The following is a 14822-nucleotide window of genomic DNA, read 5'->3' on the forward strand; positions in this document are numbered from 1 at the left end:
AAATGAGGCTCAGGCTGTGGGAAGGGATTAAACACTTGTATGAACTTTCTCTCCTGCGTACCTTGAAGCCATAGTCATGCGGGCATAATCTGGCCCGCACGCGTTATCAAAACTGTTTGTCAGACGCGGCCTTGTCCGGCTGCTGCTTTATCCTTGAAGTGTTGCGCGGGCACAAGGCGGCAGCGCCCCTATTAGGGAAGAGAGATCATCATGCTGGAAAGTTGTCAGAATGCTCAGGAACGCTGGGGTGGGGTGCACAAGCTGATCGACAGCTGGTTGAAGGCACGTCACGAACTGGTTCGGGCCTTTGATGCTCTCGGCGCCAAGCCCGAAGCATTGGCTGAGAACCGCGAACCGTTGCAGGATTTCTGTGGTGTGTTGGTGGACTACGTGTCGGCCGGCCATTTTGGCGTCTATGAACAACTGACCAAGGAGGCAGAAGCCTTTGATGATCAGCGTGGTCTGGATTTGGCTGAGACCATTTACCCGCGCATTGATGTCATCACCGGAAAGTTGCTCGAGTTCACCGATCTGTGTGATGCCGGTAACTGCGTGGCGGATAAATTCAAAGAATTGGGCGCGTTGCTTCACGAGCGTTTCGAACTGGAAGACTGCTTGATCGAAGTGCTGCACAACGCTCACAAGGAAGAGCCTGCTACCCAGGCTTGATCCCCGATAGCAGTACAAAAAACGGTGCGCATGGCGTGCCGTTTTTTATTGGGTCAGTGGCGAGTGCCGAGCAATTCGATCTCGAATACCAACGGTGTATACGTCGCAATCAACTCGCCCGCGCCGTCGGCACCGTAGGCTTGTGCAGAGGGAATCACCAGGCGCCATTTCGCGCCTACCGGCATCTGCTGCAGCGCAGAACTCCAGCCGCTGATCACGCTGTCCAGGCGAAACCACTGCGGTTGCGTGCTCTGGTCGAAGACCGTCCCATCGGGCAGGCGGCCTACATATTTCACCTGCACTTCATCACTGGCTGACGGCTTGTTACCCGTGCCCGGCACCAGCTCGGTGAGCAGGATGCCGTCTGCCAACTCGCGCACACCCTTGGCTGTTTTTTCCTGGGCCAGAAATTGTTGCTCGGCGGCGAGTGCTTTTTCGCTTTGCGGAACTTGGGCGTCGGCTGCGCTCTGTGTCTCGTGTTGAGCGAGGATCTGTTCGATGCGCGCGTTATCCAGCGCCAGCGGCTTGCCTTGATAGGCCTGCTTGAGACCATCGATAAGGGCCTGGATCTGCAGGTCGGGGACTTCCTGGCGCAGTCGTTCGCCGAGGCTTGCACCCAGGCTGTACGCGAGGTCGTGCGGGTCGGGTTCGGCGATTTTGGAAGGCAACTGCTCGCTCGCATTGGCCACGCAAATCCCCAAGCCAAGCACTAGAAAAAGGTAACGCGACATGGGCATTCTCCCGGCGAAAGTGCGACGGATTATGCCAGTGTGAGTGGGTAAAAAGTGCCGTGGTTTTTCGTTATATCGATAAGAATTTTTTCACGGTGCAACGCAACGCAAACGATACTGTCAACATGCCCTAGCGGCGGTAAGAGCAGAGGGCTAGTATGAGCCGCACCCACGTCAGCCAGGAGGTAAACCATGTCGGCCAAACAGAAGCCTGTAAATACCCCGTTGCACTTACTCCAACAACTGTCGGGCAGCTTGCTCGAACATCTGGAAAGCGCGTGTTCCCAAGCCTTGGCCGATGCAGAAAAACTGCTCGCCAAACTGGAAAAACAACGCGGTAAAGCGCAAGAAAAGCTGCACAAATCCCGTACCAAACTGCAAGACGCCGCCACTGCCGGCAAGGCCAAGGCTCAAGCCAAAGCCAAAGACGCTGTCAAAGAACTTGAGAACTTGCTGGACGCTCTCAAGGATCGCCAAGCTGAAACCCGCGCCTACATTTCCCAACTCAAAAAAGATGCCCAGGAAAGCCTGAAATTGGCTCAGGGTGTTGGTCGTGTGAAGGAAGCCGTCGCTAAAGTGCTGGGCGCTCGTACCCCTGCAAAAGCGGTTGCTGCTAAAGCGGTAGCCAAACCAGCTGCTAAAACTGCTGCTGCAAAACCAGCCGCCAAGCCAGCTGCTAAAACTGCTGCTGCAAAACCAGCCGCCAAGCCAGTTGCTAGAACCGCTGCTGCAAAACCAGCCGCCAAGCCAGTTGCTAAAACCGCTGCTGCAAAACCAGCCGCCAAGCCAGCTGCTAAAACCGCTGCTGCAAAACCAGCCGCCAAGCCAGCTGCTAAAACTGCTGCTGCAAAACCAGCCGCCAAGCCAGCTGCTAAAACTGCTGCTGCAAAACCAGCCGCCAAGCCAGTTGCTAGAACCGCTGCTGCGAAACCAGCCGCCAAGCCAGTTGCCAAACCCACTGCTGTAAAACCAGCCGCTAAGCCAGCTGCCAAACCAGCCGTTGCCAAGCCAACTGCCGCAAAACCGGCCCCGGCCAAGCCTGCAGTCACCGCTGCCACCCCGGCGGCATCCACCGCTTCAACCGCACCGGCTAGCAGCACCCCTGCACCGGTAGCGCCAAGCACCACTCCAACCAGCGCTTCCTAAGTGTTGGTGACCACGACGCGCAGTTGCTGCAGCGCGTCGTGGTCAAGGTTGGCGGCATCCTCAGCCGCCAATCCTTCCAGCCATGGCTGGTGACTCACTTGCGCCTCTGTCGACCATTGCTGTGACAACGTTTCCAGGCGTACCAACAGCTCGCGTTCAGCCTCCAGCTCCAAGGCTTTGACCCGCTCACGTAATGCCGCCAACGGCTTATCTTGCTGCGCCAACACGCGCCATTGCATGCGCACCTGCCGCAACGGTTCAACCACCTGTGCCTGCCAAGGCCCGGCGATCTGTTTCAGTACTCGAATTCGCTCGGCACTCACTGCTATGCCGCGCTGTTCCAGCCACGCCCCGCAGAGCAACAGGCACACATCCGCTCCCTGCTCCTGCAAGCGCAGACACGCGGCTTCGACACCCGGGCGGGCGTAAGTCGAGAGGGCAAAGCTCCACAGGTCAGTGCACATATTCACACCCAAGCCAGCGGCCAACGAAGCTGGTAGACTCCGCCGCCATTATGATCCGACTTCAAAGCCTAACATTACAGCGTGGCCCGCAGCGTCTTCTTGAAGACGCCGAGCTGACCCTGCACGCCGGTCACAAAGCCGGCCTGATCGGTGCCAACGGCGCCGGCAAATCCACGTTGTTTGCCCTGTTGCTGGGTGAGCTGACCCCGGATTCCGGGGACTGCTTGCTGCCGGCCGACTGGCGCATCGCCCATATGCGCCAGGAGATCGACACCCTGGACCGCATCGCGATTGACTACGTGCTCGATGGCGACCTGCGTCTGCGCCAGGTGCAACACGACCTGGCCGAGGCCGAGAAAGCCCAGGACGGTGCCGCCCAGGCCCGTCTGCACGCGGAACTCGACAGTGCCGACGGCTACACCGCCGACGCCCGTGCCCGCAAAATGCTCGCCGGCCTTGGCTTTACCAACGAACAGATGGACCGCCCCGTCGCCGACTTCTCCGGTGGCTGGCGCATGCGCCTGAACCTGGCCCAGGCGCTGATGTGCCCGTCCGACCTGTTGCTGCTCGATGAACCGACCAACCACTTGGACCTGGACGCGATCCTGTGGCTGGAAGATTTCCTCAAGAGCTATCAGGGCACCTTGTTGCTGATTTCCCACGATCGGGATTTCCTCGACGCCGTGGTCGATAACATCGCCCACGTCGAACAGAAGAAAATCACCCTCTACCGTGGCGGCTACACCGCGTTCGAGCGTGCACGCGCCGAGCGCCTGGCCCAGCAGCAACAAGCCTACGAGAAGCAGCAGGCGCAGCGCGCGCACATGGAAAGCTATATCGCTCGGTTCAAGGCCCAAGCCACCAAGGCCCGTCAGGCTCAAAGCCGGATCAAGGCCCTGGAGCGCATGGAGGAGCTGTCGGCGGCCCACGTCGATTCACCGTTCGACTTCGTGTTCCGCGAGTCGGCGAAGATTTCCAGCCCGCTGCTGGACCTCTCGGATGCGCGCCTGGGTTATGGCGACAAAACCATCCTTGAGAAGGTCAAGCTGCAGCTCACGCCGGGTGCGCGCATTGGTTTGCTCGGCCCTAACGGCGCGGGCAAGTCGACGCTGATCAAGAACCTGTCCGGGGAACTATCGCCTTTGGCGGGGCGTTTGACCCGTGGCGAGAACACCGTGGTGGGCTACTTCGCCCAACATCAACTGGACTCCCTGGACGCCAAGGCCAGCCCGTTGCTGCACCTGCAACGCCTGGCACCGACCGAGCGCGAGCAAACGCTGCGCGACTTCCTCGGTGGTTTTGACTTCCGTGGTGCGCGTATCGACGAGCCGGTATTGAATTTCTCGGGTGGCGAAAAAGCTCGCCTGGCCCTGGCGTTGATCGCCTGGGACCGCCCAAACCTGCTACTGCTCGACGAACCGACCAACCACCTCGATCTGGAAATGCGCCTGGCGCTGACCATGGCCCTGCAGGAATTCAGCGGTGCGGTACTGGTGGTGTCTCACGATCGCCACTTGCTCAAGAGCACTACCGACAACTTCCTGTTGGTGGCGGACGGCAAAGTCGAAGAGTTCGATGGCGACCTTGACGACTACGCACGCTGGCTCACGGACTACCGCCTGCGCAACGCGCCTGTCAGCAACACCCCGGTGAACCCGGACAAGACCGACAAGAAGGCCCAGCGCCAGGCCGCCGCTGCGCTACGCCAGCAGTTGGCGCCGCACAAGCGTGAAGCCGACAAGCTGGAAGCCGAGCTGGGCAAGGTACACGAGCGTCTGGCCAAGATCGAAACCAGCCTGGGCGATAGCGCCGTATACGAAGCCGCCCGCAAGGACGAACTACGTGACTTGTTGGCCGAGCAAGCCAAGCTCAAAGTGCGCGAAGGACAGTTGGAAGAGGCTTGGATGGAAGCGCTCGAACTACTGGAAACCTTGCAAGCGGAGTTGGAGGCGTTGTCCTGATGGAAGCGCTGCAATTGCCGTTACCGGCGCAATGGGTCGAGCCTGTGTGGATTGGCGTGCAAATCCTGCTGATCCTGTTGGCCGGCTACCTCACCCAGCGCTTTGTTGCCAAAGGCCTGACGCGCCTGGGCGAGCGCTATCCGTTTCCACCGCAGTTGCTGATGCCTCTGCGCGGCGGTTTGCGCTGGTTGATCATGGGCAGTGCGCTGATCTTCGTGCTGGGCCGCCTGGGCGTTTCCGCCACGGTGCTGTGGACGGCGCTGTCGGGGTTTGTCGCGGTGGCTGCCGTGGCGTTCTTTGCCATGTGGTCGGTGCTGTCCAACCTGCTGTGCGCGATTTTGATCTTCACTGTCGGGCCGTTTCGCCTGGGTGACATCGTCGAGCTGGTGGACACCCTCGACAAGCCGGGCGTGAAGGGGCGTGTCGTAGCGATCAACCTGCTCTACACCACACTGATCGAATTGGAAGAAGCAGGAACCAACAGTGCGATGGTGCAGGTGCCCAACAGTTTGTTCTTCCAACGCTCGGTACGACGCTGGAACGGCCCCGCATAGAATTTTATAGCCAGGCCTCGGTGCTCGGAGTTAGCTTAGCGCTTACGACGAATTTGAAACGAGGTGTGTAATGGCTCTCGATACATGGCTGGCCTTTTTCCTGGCCAGTTGGATCATCTCCCTTTCCCCTGGTGCAGGCGCCATTGCCTCGATGTCCAGCGGCCTGCAATACGGTTTTGTGCGCGGCTACTGGAACGCCCTGGGCCTGCAAATTGGCCTGGCGATGCAGATTGCCGTGGTCGCGGGCGGCCTGGGTGCCATTCTGGCGACGTCTTCTACCGCCTTCTATGCGATCAAATGGTTTGGCGTGGCGTACTTGGTGTACCTGGCGATCAAACAATGGCGCGCCTTGCCGATGGACATGACCGATGACGCGGCGGTGCGTCCGATCGGCAAGCCGCTGGCGATGATGTTCCGTGGTTTCCTGGTCAACGCCAGCAACCCCAAGGCGTTGGTGTTCATGCTGGCGGTGTTGCCACAGTTCGTGAACCCGCAGGCGCCGTTGCTGATCCAGTACCTGATCCTGGGCGCGACGATGATCTGCGTCGACATGATCGTGATGGCGGGCTACACGGGGCTGGCGTCGAAAGTCCTGCGCCTGTTGCGTACGCCGAAGCAGCAGAAGCGCATGAACCGTACGTTTGCAGGGTTGTTCGTGGGGGCGGCGGGTTTCCTCGCCAGCCTGCATCGCGCAACCGCTTGAACTGAAGAAACGGGATTAAAAATGTGGGAGGGGGCTTGCCCCCGATGGCAGTGGGTCAGCTACAGATAAGTTGGCTGACAGATTGCTATCGGGGGCAAGCCCCCTCCCACATTGGTTTTGTGTTGTGTGAAAGTTCGAGTATCAGCGCAAGATCTTCTGCGCTTCACTACCCGCAGCCGGTTCAGGCTGACGCGCCCGTCATGGGCAATGCAATGGTTTTTGATGCTGCAAAACCCCCGTCTTCGCAAACGCCAAGTCACTAACGCCTTGAGTCAAACCCTCTAAGGCTTAACAATGTGTTACTTCGTATTTCCCTTTGAGATTCATTCATGATTGCCCCCATCCGTTTTCTCGCCTGGCTGATAGTGCCGGCGCTGATGTCGTGCAGCTTCAATCTGCTGGCCGCGACTGCCGAGGGCGCGCCCCAAGCCCTGCATTTGCTGGACTACATCGGCGCCGATTACCCCCCGACAGTGGAAGCGGGCAAGGTGGTTGATGAGTCGGAATACCGCGAACAGGTCGAGTTTCTGGGGGTACTGCAAGGCTTGGTGGCGCAGTTGCCGGAACGGCCTGAGCGCGCCGACTTGGTCAAAGGTGTCGATGAATTGCTGGCGTCAGTCACCGCCCATGAAGACGGTGTGACTGTCGCCCATCAAGCCCGTCAATTGGGCGCCAAGCTGGCGGTAGCCTATGAGGTAAGCCAGGCGCCGGCCATCACGCCCGATCCAACGCGGGGCGAGCCGCTTTACGCCCAGCATTGTTCGGTGTGCCATGGCACTGTCGGCGCCGGTGACGGTCCGGCCAGCGTAGGCATGACCCCGCCGCCCGCCAACCTGCGCGATGCCGCACGCCTGGACCGCCTGAGTCTCTACGCGATCTACAACACCCTCGGCCTGGGTGTCGAAGGCACTGACATGCCGTCCTTCGCCGACCAACTGGATGACCGTCAGCGTTGGGACCTAGCCACCTACATCGCCAGTTTCACGGCCGACCCAGCTGCCGCCAAAAGCGAGCAAGTGTTCAACCTTGCTGATCTGGCTCGCCAGACTCCCAATGAGGTGCTGGCTGCACAAGGCCCCGCTGTTGCCGCAACTTTCCGCGCACAACGCGCGCAACCGCCGCAGGTCAAGCGAGGCCCGGCACAGTTGCTCGATTACACCGCTGCCACCCTGGACAAAAGCCTCGCCGCGTTCCGCAACGGGGACCACGAGCAAGCGTACGACCTGTCGGTAGCGGCTTACCTGGAGGGCTTCGAGCTGGTGGAAAGCTCCCTGGACAACGTCGATGCCAACGTACGCAAGGACACCGAGAAAGCCCTGATGGCCTATCGGCAGTCGTTGCAGGACGGTTTGCCGATCGAGCAGGTGCAACAGCGCCTGGACGTGGCCAAGGGCAAGCTCACTGAGTCTGCCGGCCTGCTGGGCGGCGACGGCCTGAGTTGGTCATTGAGTTACATCTCGGGCCTGCTGATTCTGCTGCGCGAAGGCCTGGAAGCCATCCTGGTGTTGGCGGCGATCCTCGCCTTCCTGCGTAACACCGGCCAGCAATCGGCAGTGCGCAGCGTCAACGTGGGTTGGGGCTTGGCGCTATTGGCCGGCCTGGGTACCTGGGCGTTGGCGGCGTATGTGATTGACGTCAGCGGCGCCCAGCGCGAATTGCTTGAAGGTTGCACCGCGTTGTTCGCCAGCGTGATGGTGTTGTGGCTGGGCGTGTGGATGCACGACCGCCGTCACGCGGCAGCCTGGCAGGACTACATCAAGAGCAGCCTGGTAGGCGGTGGCGGGCGATTTGGTTTTGCCGTGCTGGCGTTCTTCTCGGTGTATCGCGAACTGTTCGAGGTGATCCTGTTCTACGAAACCCTGTGGCTGCAAGCAGGTCCCGCCGGGCACAACGCGGTGTTGGCCGGTGGCGCCACGGCACTGGTGCTGTTGGTGGGCCTGGCCTGGGTGATCCTGCGTGGTTCTGCGAAGTTGCCGCTTGCGTTGTTCTTCGGGATCAACGCGGCACTGTTGTGTGCGCTGTCGGTGGTGTTCGCCGGGCATGGTGTAAAGGCGTTGCAGGAAGCGGGCATCTTCGGCACCCGGCCGGTGGCGTTTTTTGACTTCGACTGGTTGGGCATTCATGCCGATGCGTATTCGTTGAGTGCTCAGGCCGTGGCGATCCTGGCGATTGTGGTGCTCTATGGCCGTAGCCGCCTCGCCGAGAAGCGGCGAGTTACGGCTTAAGCCAGGCGGGCACGGACCCAATGTGGGAGCGGGCTTGCTCGCGAATGCGCAGTGTCAGTCACTAGATTCATCGGCTGATCCACCGCCTTCGCGGGCAAGCCCGCTCCCACATGTTTGAATACGGTGGGTCAGTCGTTTTCGTGAGTCAGTTCCAGCACCCGATCCACCAATTTGTTGATGCCGGAAGCGACCTCACTGATACGTTTGCCAAGCATATAGGCCGGCGTGCTCACCAGCTTGCGCGCCTTGTCCTCAACGATATCTTCCACCGAGCATTCCTGGTGGGTGGCGCCCATCTTGTCCAGGGCTGCTGCCGTGTCGGGACAGTTGCCGATGGTGCAGGTCACGCCAGGGCCGTAGATTTTCGCGGCCAGGGCAGGGGAGATGCAGATCAACCCCACCGGCTTTCCAGCCTCGGCAAAGGCTTCCGCCAGTTCCAGCAACTGCGGATTGACGCTGCAACCGGCGCCTTCCACGGCAAAGTTCGACAGATTCTTGGCCGCACCAAACCCGCCAGGCACGATCAGCGCATCAAAGTCGTCGACGCTCGCTTCGCGAATGTCTTTCACCTCACCTCGGGCAATGCGCGCCGACTCCACCAGCACATTGCGTGACTCGGGCATCTCTTCGCCGGTCAGGTGGTTGATCACATGCAGTTGCGCGATATCCGGGGCAAAACATTGGACCTGAGCACCACGTTGGTCCAGGCGCAGCAGGGTGATCACGCTTTCATGGATCTCTGCGCCGTCGTATACGCCACAGCCGGAAAGGATCACTGCAATCTTTTTGCTCATGAGTATTTCTCCCTATTTCGTGGCGTTAAATGTCTACTAATTTGTCACCTGTTGCCAATGGGATCTCCTGCCGCTACACCTAATCTTGATGTCACAAAAATACATCGGACTAGCCCATGGACTTCGTGCCTTACGCGGTACCGTTTTTCATCGCCTTGATTGTGATCGAGCTGCTCGCCGACCGTTGGCGCGGTGCGCGCAACTATCGGGTGGCAGATGCCATCAACAGCCTCAGCACCGGTGTGCTGTCCACCACCACGGGGCTTCTGACCAAAGGCGTGGGGTTGCTGACTTACGCTTTCGCCCTCAAGCACCTGGCGCTGATCGAGCTGTCGGCCCAGAGCGTGTGGACCTGGGTGTTCGCCTTCGTGTTCTACGACTTCTGTTACTACTGGCTCCATCGCATGGGGCATGAGCGCAATATCCTGTGGGCCGCGCACTCTGTGCACCATCAAAGCGAGGACTACAACCTCACTACCGCACTGCGACAGACCAGCACCGGCTTTCTGCTGAGCTGGATCTTCTATCTGCCCCTGGCCGTACTCGGCGTGCCGCTGGTGGTGTTTATCAGCGTGGCGTCGCTCAACCTGCTGTACCAGTTCTGGGTACACACCCGGCATGTGCCCAAGCTCGGCTGGTTCGAGTGGTTTTTTGTCACACCCTCCAACCATCGCGCCCACCATGCGCAGAACGCGCTCTACATGGATCGCAACTACGGCGGGGTGTTCATTATTTGGGACCGACTGTTCGGTTCCTTTCAAGAAGAAGACGATAACGAACCGGTGATCTTTGGCGTCACCACACCCCTGGCCAGTTGGAACCCGCTGTGGGCCAACCTGCAGTTTTATGCACAGCTCTGGAACGATGCCCGGCGTACTGAGCGTTGGTGGGACAAGCTGCGCATCTGGTTCATGCGCACCGGCTGGCGTCCCGCAGACGTGAAGGCGAAGTACCCGATGGCCAAGCATGACCTGAGCCAGTTCCGCAAATTCGAAGTGCCGCTGGACGCACGCCAGCAGGTCTACGTCGCCCTGCAATTTGCGGCGTATGTCGGGTTTGGCAGTTATCTGATGAATTTCGGCGAGGGGTTGCCCACGGCAGCGCTGATCCTGGGGTGGACTGTCATGGCGCTGGGGCTGTTTACCTTGGGCGTGGCCTTGGAGAATCGCTCGTGGGCGCTCAAGGCCGAGTGGGTGCGCCTGGGGCTGAATGTGCCGTTGGTGTGGCTGGCGCCACTGGTCGGGTTGTGGCCCGCCAGCAGTCTGGGCTGGCTGGGCCTGGGAAGTTACAGTCTGCTGAGTGTGATCGGCCTCTACTGTTGCAGAAACCGGCTTACTCGGTTGGCGTCTTAGGCGCGTCAGCCTTGGCGGGCTCGGCCAGTTGCGTTTCGGCCAGCCGGGCTTTGGCTTCGGCGCAGGCCAGGCGAGTGGCACGTGCGTTCTTGATACGGCGTCGTAGCCACAGGGCAAAGCCCAGCACAAGCAGGGCACCCAGTACCCAGAGCTCATACTTCTTGACGCTGCCGAGCATACCTTCCAGCACCGCTCCGAAGTGGTATGCCGCCGCGCCCAAAGCTGCAGCCCAGACCGCAGCACCAATGCCGTTGAGGATCAGATAACGCAATGGCGGGTAGCCGGACAGGCCGATCGCCACGGGCATTACCGTGCGCAGTCCGTAGACGAAGCGGAAGCTCAACACCCAGATGTCCGGGTGCTTGCGAATATGTTCCAGGGCCTTGTCGCCCATCAATTGCCAGCGCGGTTTGCGCGCCAACAGTTTGCGGCCGTGTTTGCGCCCCAGGAAATACCACAGCTGGTCACCGGCGTAGCTGCCGAAAAAGGCAACTACCACCACCAGGTTGATATCCATGTACCCACGGAACGCCAAGAAGCCTGCGAGAACCAAGATGGTCTCACCTTCGAAGAACGTGCCCAGGAAGAGCGCAAAGTAGCCGAAGTCATGCAGAAATTGTTGAAGCATGGTCTGGGGTGCTGGCGAAATGAACGCGCAGCCTACGCCTTCGTGAACATTCATGAAAGTATCGAGATGTGTCACGAAGTGAACAATTCCTCGATAAACGACGAATGCGACTACAGGTCGCATCGATAAGCACAACTGTCATTCCTTCGTCATAATGGCCGCTTATAACTGCAACGCTCGCCCGTAAACGCGGGCTCAGGAGTCTGTCGTGAGCTTTACCCCTGCCAATCGCCTGTTTCCCGCTACCCGTCTGCGTCGCAATCGCCGTGATGATTTCTCCCGCCGTCTGGTACGTGAAAATGTACTGACGACGAATGATTTGATTCTGCCGGTGTTTGTGTTGGACGGTGAAAATCGTCGGGAAGCGGTAGCGTCGATGCCGGGGGTAGAGCGTTTGACCATTGATTTGCTGCTTGAAGAAGCGGCCGGTTGGGTCGAGCTGGGGATTCCAGCGTTGGCGCTGTTCCCCGTGACCCCGTCTGAACTCAAGAGCCTGGACGCTGCCGAAGCTTGGAACCCGGACGGGATCGCTCAACGCGCCACCCGAGCCCTGCGCGAGCGTTTCCCGGAGCTGGGCGTGATCACCGACGTGGCCCTGGACCCGTTCACCACCCACGGGCAGGATGGCATTCTTGACGAAGAAGGCTATGTTCAGAACGACATCACCGTCGACGCACTGGTCAAACAGGCGCTGTCCCATGCCGCAGCAGGCGCCCAGGTGGTCGCGCCGTCGGACATGATGGACGGCCGCATCCAGGCGATCCGCGAAGCCCTGGAGCTGGCCGGCCACGTCAACGTGCGGATCATGGCCTACTCGGCCAAATATGCCAGCGCCTATTACGGCCCGTTTCGCGATGCGGTGGGTTCGGCCCTTAACTTGGGCAAGGCCAACAAGGCGTCGTACCAGATGGACCCAGCCAACAGCCATGAGGCATTGCACGAAGTGGCAGCCGACCTGGCTGAAGGCGCCGATATGGTGATGGTCAAGCCCGGGATGCCGTACCTCGACATCCTTTATCGGGTCAAAGAAGAATTCAAGGTGCCGACCTTTGTCTATCAGGTCAGCGGTGAATACGCCATGCACATGGCCGCGATCCAGAATGGTTGGTTGAGTGAAGGGGTGATCCTCGAATCCCTGACAGCCTTTAAACGTGCTGGCGCTGATGGCATTCTGACTTACTTCGCCGCCCGCGCTGCCCAATTGCTTAGAGAGCAACAATAGCCCTCACAGGAACACTCGATGAATACCGAAGGACTCACAGACGTTGCCGTAAAAGACGCTCACCCGGTGGTTGAACAAGTCAGCGAAACCCCGCCGGAGATGGAGCCCGCCGCTCCTGCCGTGGTGGCCGAAGCGCCCGTGCCGGCCCCGGTGGCCGCCGTGACCAACCTGGATGACAGCAGCCTGTACATCCACCGCGAGCTGTCGCAACTGCAATTCAACATCCGCGTGCTGGAGCAGGCGCTGGATGAGTCCTACCCGCTGCTGGAGCGGCTGAAATTCCTGCTGATCTTCTCCAGCAACCTGGACGAATTCTTCGAAATCCGTGTGGCCGGCCTCAAGAAGCAAATCACGTTCGCCCGTGAACAAGCCGGCGCCGACGGCCTGCAGCCGCATCAGGCCTTGGCTCGCATCAGCGAACTGGTGCACGGTCATGTGGACCGCCAGTACGCGATCCTCAACGACATCCTGCTGCCGGAACTGGAAAAACATCAGGTCCGCTTTATCCGTCGTCGTCACTGGACTGCCAAGATCAAGACTTGGGTGCGTCGCTATTTCCGCGACGAGATCGCGCCGATCATCACCCCGATTGGCCTCGACCCGACGCACCCGTTCCCATTGCTGGTGAACAAGAGCCTGAACTTCATCGTCGAACTGGAAGGCATTGACGCCTTCGGCCGCGATTCGGGCCTGGCGATCATCCCCGCGCCGCGCTTGCTGCCACGGATCATCAAGGTACCGGAAGAGGTGGGTGGGCCTGGCGACAATTATGTATTCCTGTCGTCGATGATCCATGCACACGCCGATGACTTGTTCCAGGGCATGAAGGTCAAGGGTTGCTACCAGTTCCGTCTGACCCGAAACGCCGACCTGGCGCTGGACTCCGAAGACGTCGAAGACTTGGCCCGTGCCTTGCGCGGCGAGCTGTTCTCACGGCGCTATGGCGATGCGGTACGTCTGGAAGTGGCCGACACCTGCCCGAAACACCTGTCGGACTACCTGCTTAAGCAGTTCAACCTGGGCGAGACCGAGTTGTACCAAGTCAATGGCCCGGTGAACCTGACGCGTCTGTTCAGCATCACTGGCCTGGACAGCCACCCGGAGCTGCAATACACGCCGTTCACGCCGCAAATCCCGAAGCTGCTGCAAAACAGCGAGAACATTTTCAGCGTGGTGAGCAAACAGGACATCCTGCTGCTGCACCCGTTCGAGTCCTTCACCCCGGTGGTCGACCTGCTGCGCCAGGCTGCCAAGGACCCACACGTACTGGCTGTGCGCCAGACCCTGTACCGCTCCGGTGCCAACTCGGAAATCGTTGATGCCTTGGTCGATGCTGCGCGTAACGGCAAGGAAGTCACCGCGGTGATCGAACTGCGGGCGCGCTTCGACGAAGAGTCCAACCTGCAACTGGCCAGCCGCCTGCAAGCAGCCGGTGCGGTCGTGATCTACGGTGTGGTGGGCTTCAAGACCCACGCCAAGATGATGCTGATCCTGCGCCGCGAAGCCGGAGAGATCGTGCGTTACGCCCACCTGGGTACCGGTAACTACCACGCCGGCAACGCCAAGCTCTACACCGACTACAGTCTGCTGACCTCTGACGACGCCTTGTGTGAAGACGTCGGCAAGCTGTTCAGCCAACTGATCGGCATGGGCAAGACGCTGCGGATGAAGAAGCTGTTGCACGCACCGTTCACGCTCAAGAAGGGCATGCTCGACATGATTGCCCGCGAGACCCAGTTCGCCCTCGACGGCAAGCCGGCGCATATCATCGCCAAGTTCAACTCGCTGACCGACCCGAAGATCATCCGCGCGCTGTACAAGGCCAGCCAGTCCGGTGTGCGCATTGACTTGGTGGTACGCGGCATGTGCTGCCTGCGCCCAGGCATTGTCGGTGTGTCGCATAACATCCATGTGCGTTCGATCATCGGCCGCTTCCTGGAGCACACGCGGGTGTTCTACTTCCTCAACGGTGGCGAGGAGCAGATGTTCCTTTCCAGTGCCGACTGGATGGAGCGCAACCTCGACAAGCGTGTGGAGACCTGCTTCCCGGTGGAAGGCAAGAAGCTGATCATGCGGGTCAAGAAGGAGCTGGAAAGCTACCTGACCGACAACACCCACAGCTGGAGCCTGCAGTCGGACGGCCGCTACGTGCGCAACACGCCAACCGGAAACCAGAACCCGCGCAGTGCGCAGGCGACGTTGCTGGAGAAGCTGGGTAGCCCGATCCTGACGGTGAACTAAAGCCCGACGGGTCTAAAAATGTGGGAGGGGGCTTGCCCCCGATGGCGGTATGTCAGTCACTGGAACCTTTGACTGATCCACAACTATCGGGGGCAAGCCCCCTCCCACATTTTGTTTTGCGGGGTCTTTTGG

Annotated in this window: 13 protein-coding genes; 9 read left to right on the plus strand and 4 right to left on the minus strand. The window is 60.0% G+C overall.

Annotated elements, in window-relative coordinates:
- Positions 1 to 210 precede the first annotated feature (210 nt).
- Positions 211 to 669 carry a sigma D regulator gene (gene rsd, locus AC07V4_RS01690; RefSeq protein WP_492635069.1) on the plus strand — a complete coding sequence of 153 codons (459 nt, stop codon included), beginning with the start codon at positions 211 to 213 and terminating at the stop codon, positions 667 to 669.
- Positions 670 to 722: 53 nt separating this feature from the next.
- Here the strand turns inward: rsd and AC07V4_RS01695 are convergent, their stop codons facing one another.
- Positions 723 to 1400, minus strand: a complete 678-nt coding sequence (locus AC07V4_RS01695) for an FKBP-type peptidyl-prolyl cis-trans isomerase (protein ID WP_492635068.1) — start codon at positions 1398 to 1400, stop codon at positions 723 to 725.
- Between the two features lie 192 nt (positions 1401 to 1592).
- Here AC07V4_RS01695 and AC07V4_RS01700 point away from each other — a divergent pair, with 192 nt between their 5' ends.
- A complete protein-coding gene (locus AC07V4_RS01700; RefSeq protein WP_495029356.1) occupies positions 1593 to 2546 on the plus strand; it encodes an AlgP family protein in 954 nt (317 codons plus the stop codon).
- On the opposite strand, the gene AC07V4_RS01705 is transcribed toward AC07V4_RS01700, so the two are convergent.
- Positions 2543 to 3010, minus strand: a complete 468-nt coding sequence (locus AC07V4_RS01705; protein ID WP_492635065.1) for a TIGR02444 family protein — start codon at positions 3008 to 3010, stop codon at positions 2543 to 2545. The genes AC07V4_RS01700 and AC07V4_RS01705 overlap by 4 nt on opposite strands.
- Before the next feature lie 50 nt (positions 3011 to 3060).
- Between AC07V4_RS01705 and AC07V4_RS01710 the strand changes: the two genes are divergently transcribed.
- From AC07V4_RS01710 to AC07V4_RS01725, 4 genes are all read left to right on the plus strand, one after another.
- Positions 3061 to 4971 (plus strand): ATP-binding cassette domain-containing protein, encoded by a 1911-nt coding sequence (locus AC07V4_RS01710; RefSeq protein WP_492635064.1) that lies wholly within the window; start codon positions 3061 to 3063, stop codon positions 4969 to 4971.
- A complete protein-coding gene (locus AC07V4_RS01715) occupies positions 4971 to 5525 on the plus strand; it encodes a mechanosensitive ion channel domain-containing protein (protein WP_431749951.1) in 555 nt (184 codons plus the stop codon). Before AC07V4_RS01710 ends, AC07V4_RS01715 begins: the two co-directional genes overlap by 1 nt.
- Positions 5526 to 5595: 70 nt before the next feature.
- Positions 5596 to 6228: a LysE family transporter gene (locus tag AC07V4_RS01720; RefSeq protein ID WP_492635063.1), complete on the plus strand. Its 633-nt coding sequence runs from the start codon at positions 5596 to 5598 to the stop codon at positions 6226 to 6228.
- Between the two features lie 329 nt (positions 6229 to 6557).
- Complete coding sequence (locus AC07V4_RS01725) at positions 6558 to 8453, plus strand: FTR1 family protein (protein ID WP_492635062.1); 1896 nt, start codon at positions 6558 to 6560, stop codon at positions 8451 to 8453.
- A 128-nt stretch (positions 8454 to 8581) separates the two neighbouring features.
- Here the strand turns inward: AC07V4_RS01725 and elbB are convergent, their stop codons facing one another.
- On the minus strand, positions 8582 to 9247 hold the full coding sequence (elbB, locus tag AC07V4_RS01730; RefSeq protein WP_431749948.1) for an isoprenoid biosynthesis glyoxalase ElbB: 666 nt from the start codon (positions 9245 to 9247) through the stop codon (positions 8582 to 8584).
- Positions 9248 to 9363: 116 nt separating this feature from the next.
- Between elbB and AC07V4_RS01735 the strand changes: the two genes are divergently transcribed.
- Positions 9364 to 10599, plus strand: coding sequence for a sterol desaturase family protein (locus AC07V4_RS01735; RefSeq protein ID WP_492635061.1), 1236 nt, complete (start codon positions 9364 to 9366; stop codon positions 10597 to 10599).
- Here AC07V4_RS01735 and AC07V4_RS01740 read toward each other — a convergent pair.
- Positions 10580 to 11227, minus strand: coding sequence for a DedA family protein (locus AC07V4_RS01740; protein WP_431749946.1), 648 nt, complete (start codon positions 11225 to 11227; stop codon positions 10580 to 10582). The genes AC07V4_RS01735 and AC07V4_RS01740 overlap by 20 nt on opposite strands.
- Before the next feature lie 208 nt (positions 11228 to 11435).
- Here AC07V4_RS01740 and hemB point away from each other — a divergent pair, with 208 nt between their 5' ends.
- Together hemB and ppk1 are read left to right on the plus strand one after the other, a co-directional pair.
- Positions 11436 to 12449, plus strand: coding sequence for a porphobilinogen synthase (hemB, locus tag AC07V4_RS01745; protein WP_431749945.1), 1014 nt, complete (start codon positions 11436 to 11438; stop codon positions 12447 to 12449).
- 18 nt (positions 12450 to 12467) lie between these two features.
- Positions 12468 to 14690 (plus strand): polyphosphate kinase 1, encoded by a 2223-nt coding sequence (gene ppk1, locus AC07V4_RS01750; RefSeq protein WP_431749944.1) that lies wholly within the window; start codon positions 12468 to 12470, stop codon positions 14688 to 14690.
- The last annotated feature ends 132 nt before the right edge of the window (positions 14691 to 14822 follow it).

It is taken from the genome of Pseudomonas sp. GW821-FHT03A09, assembly GCF_059421065.1.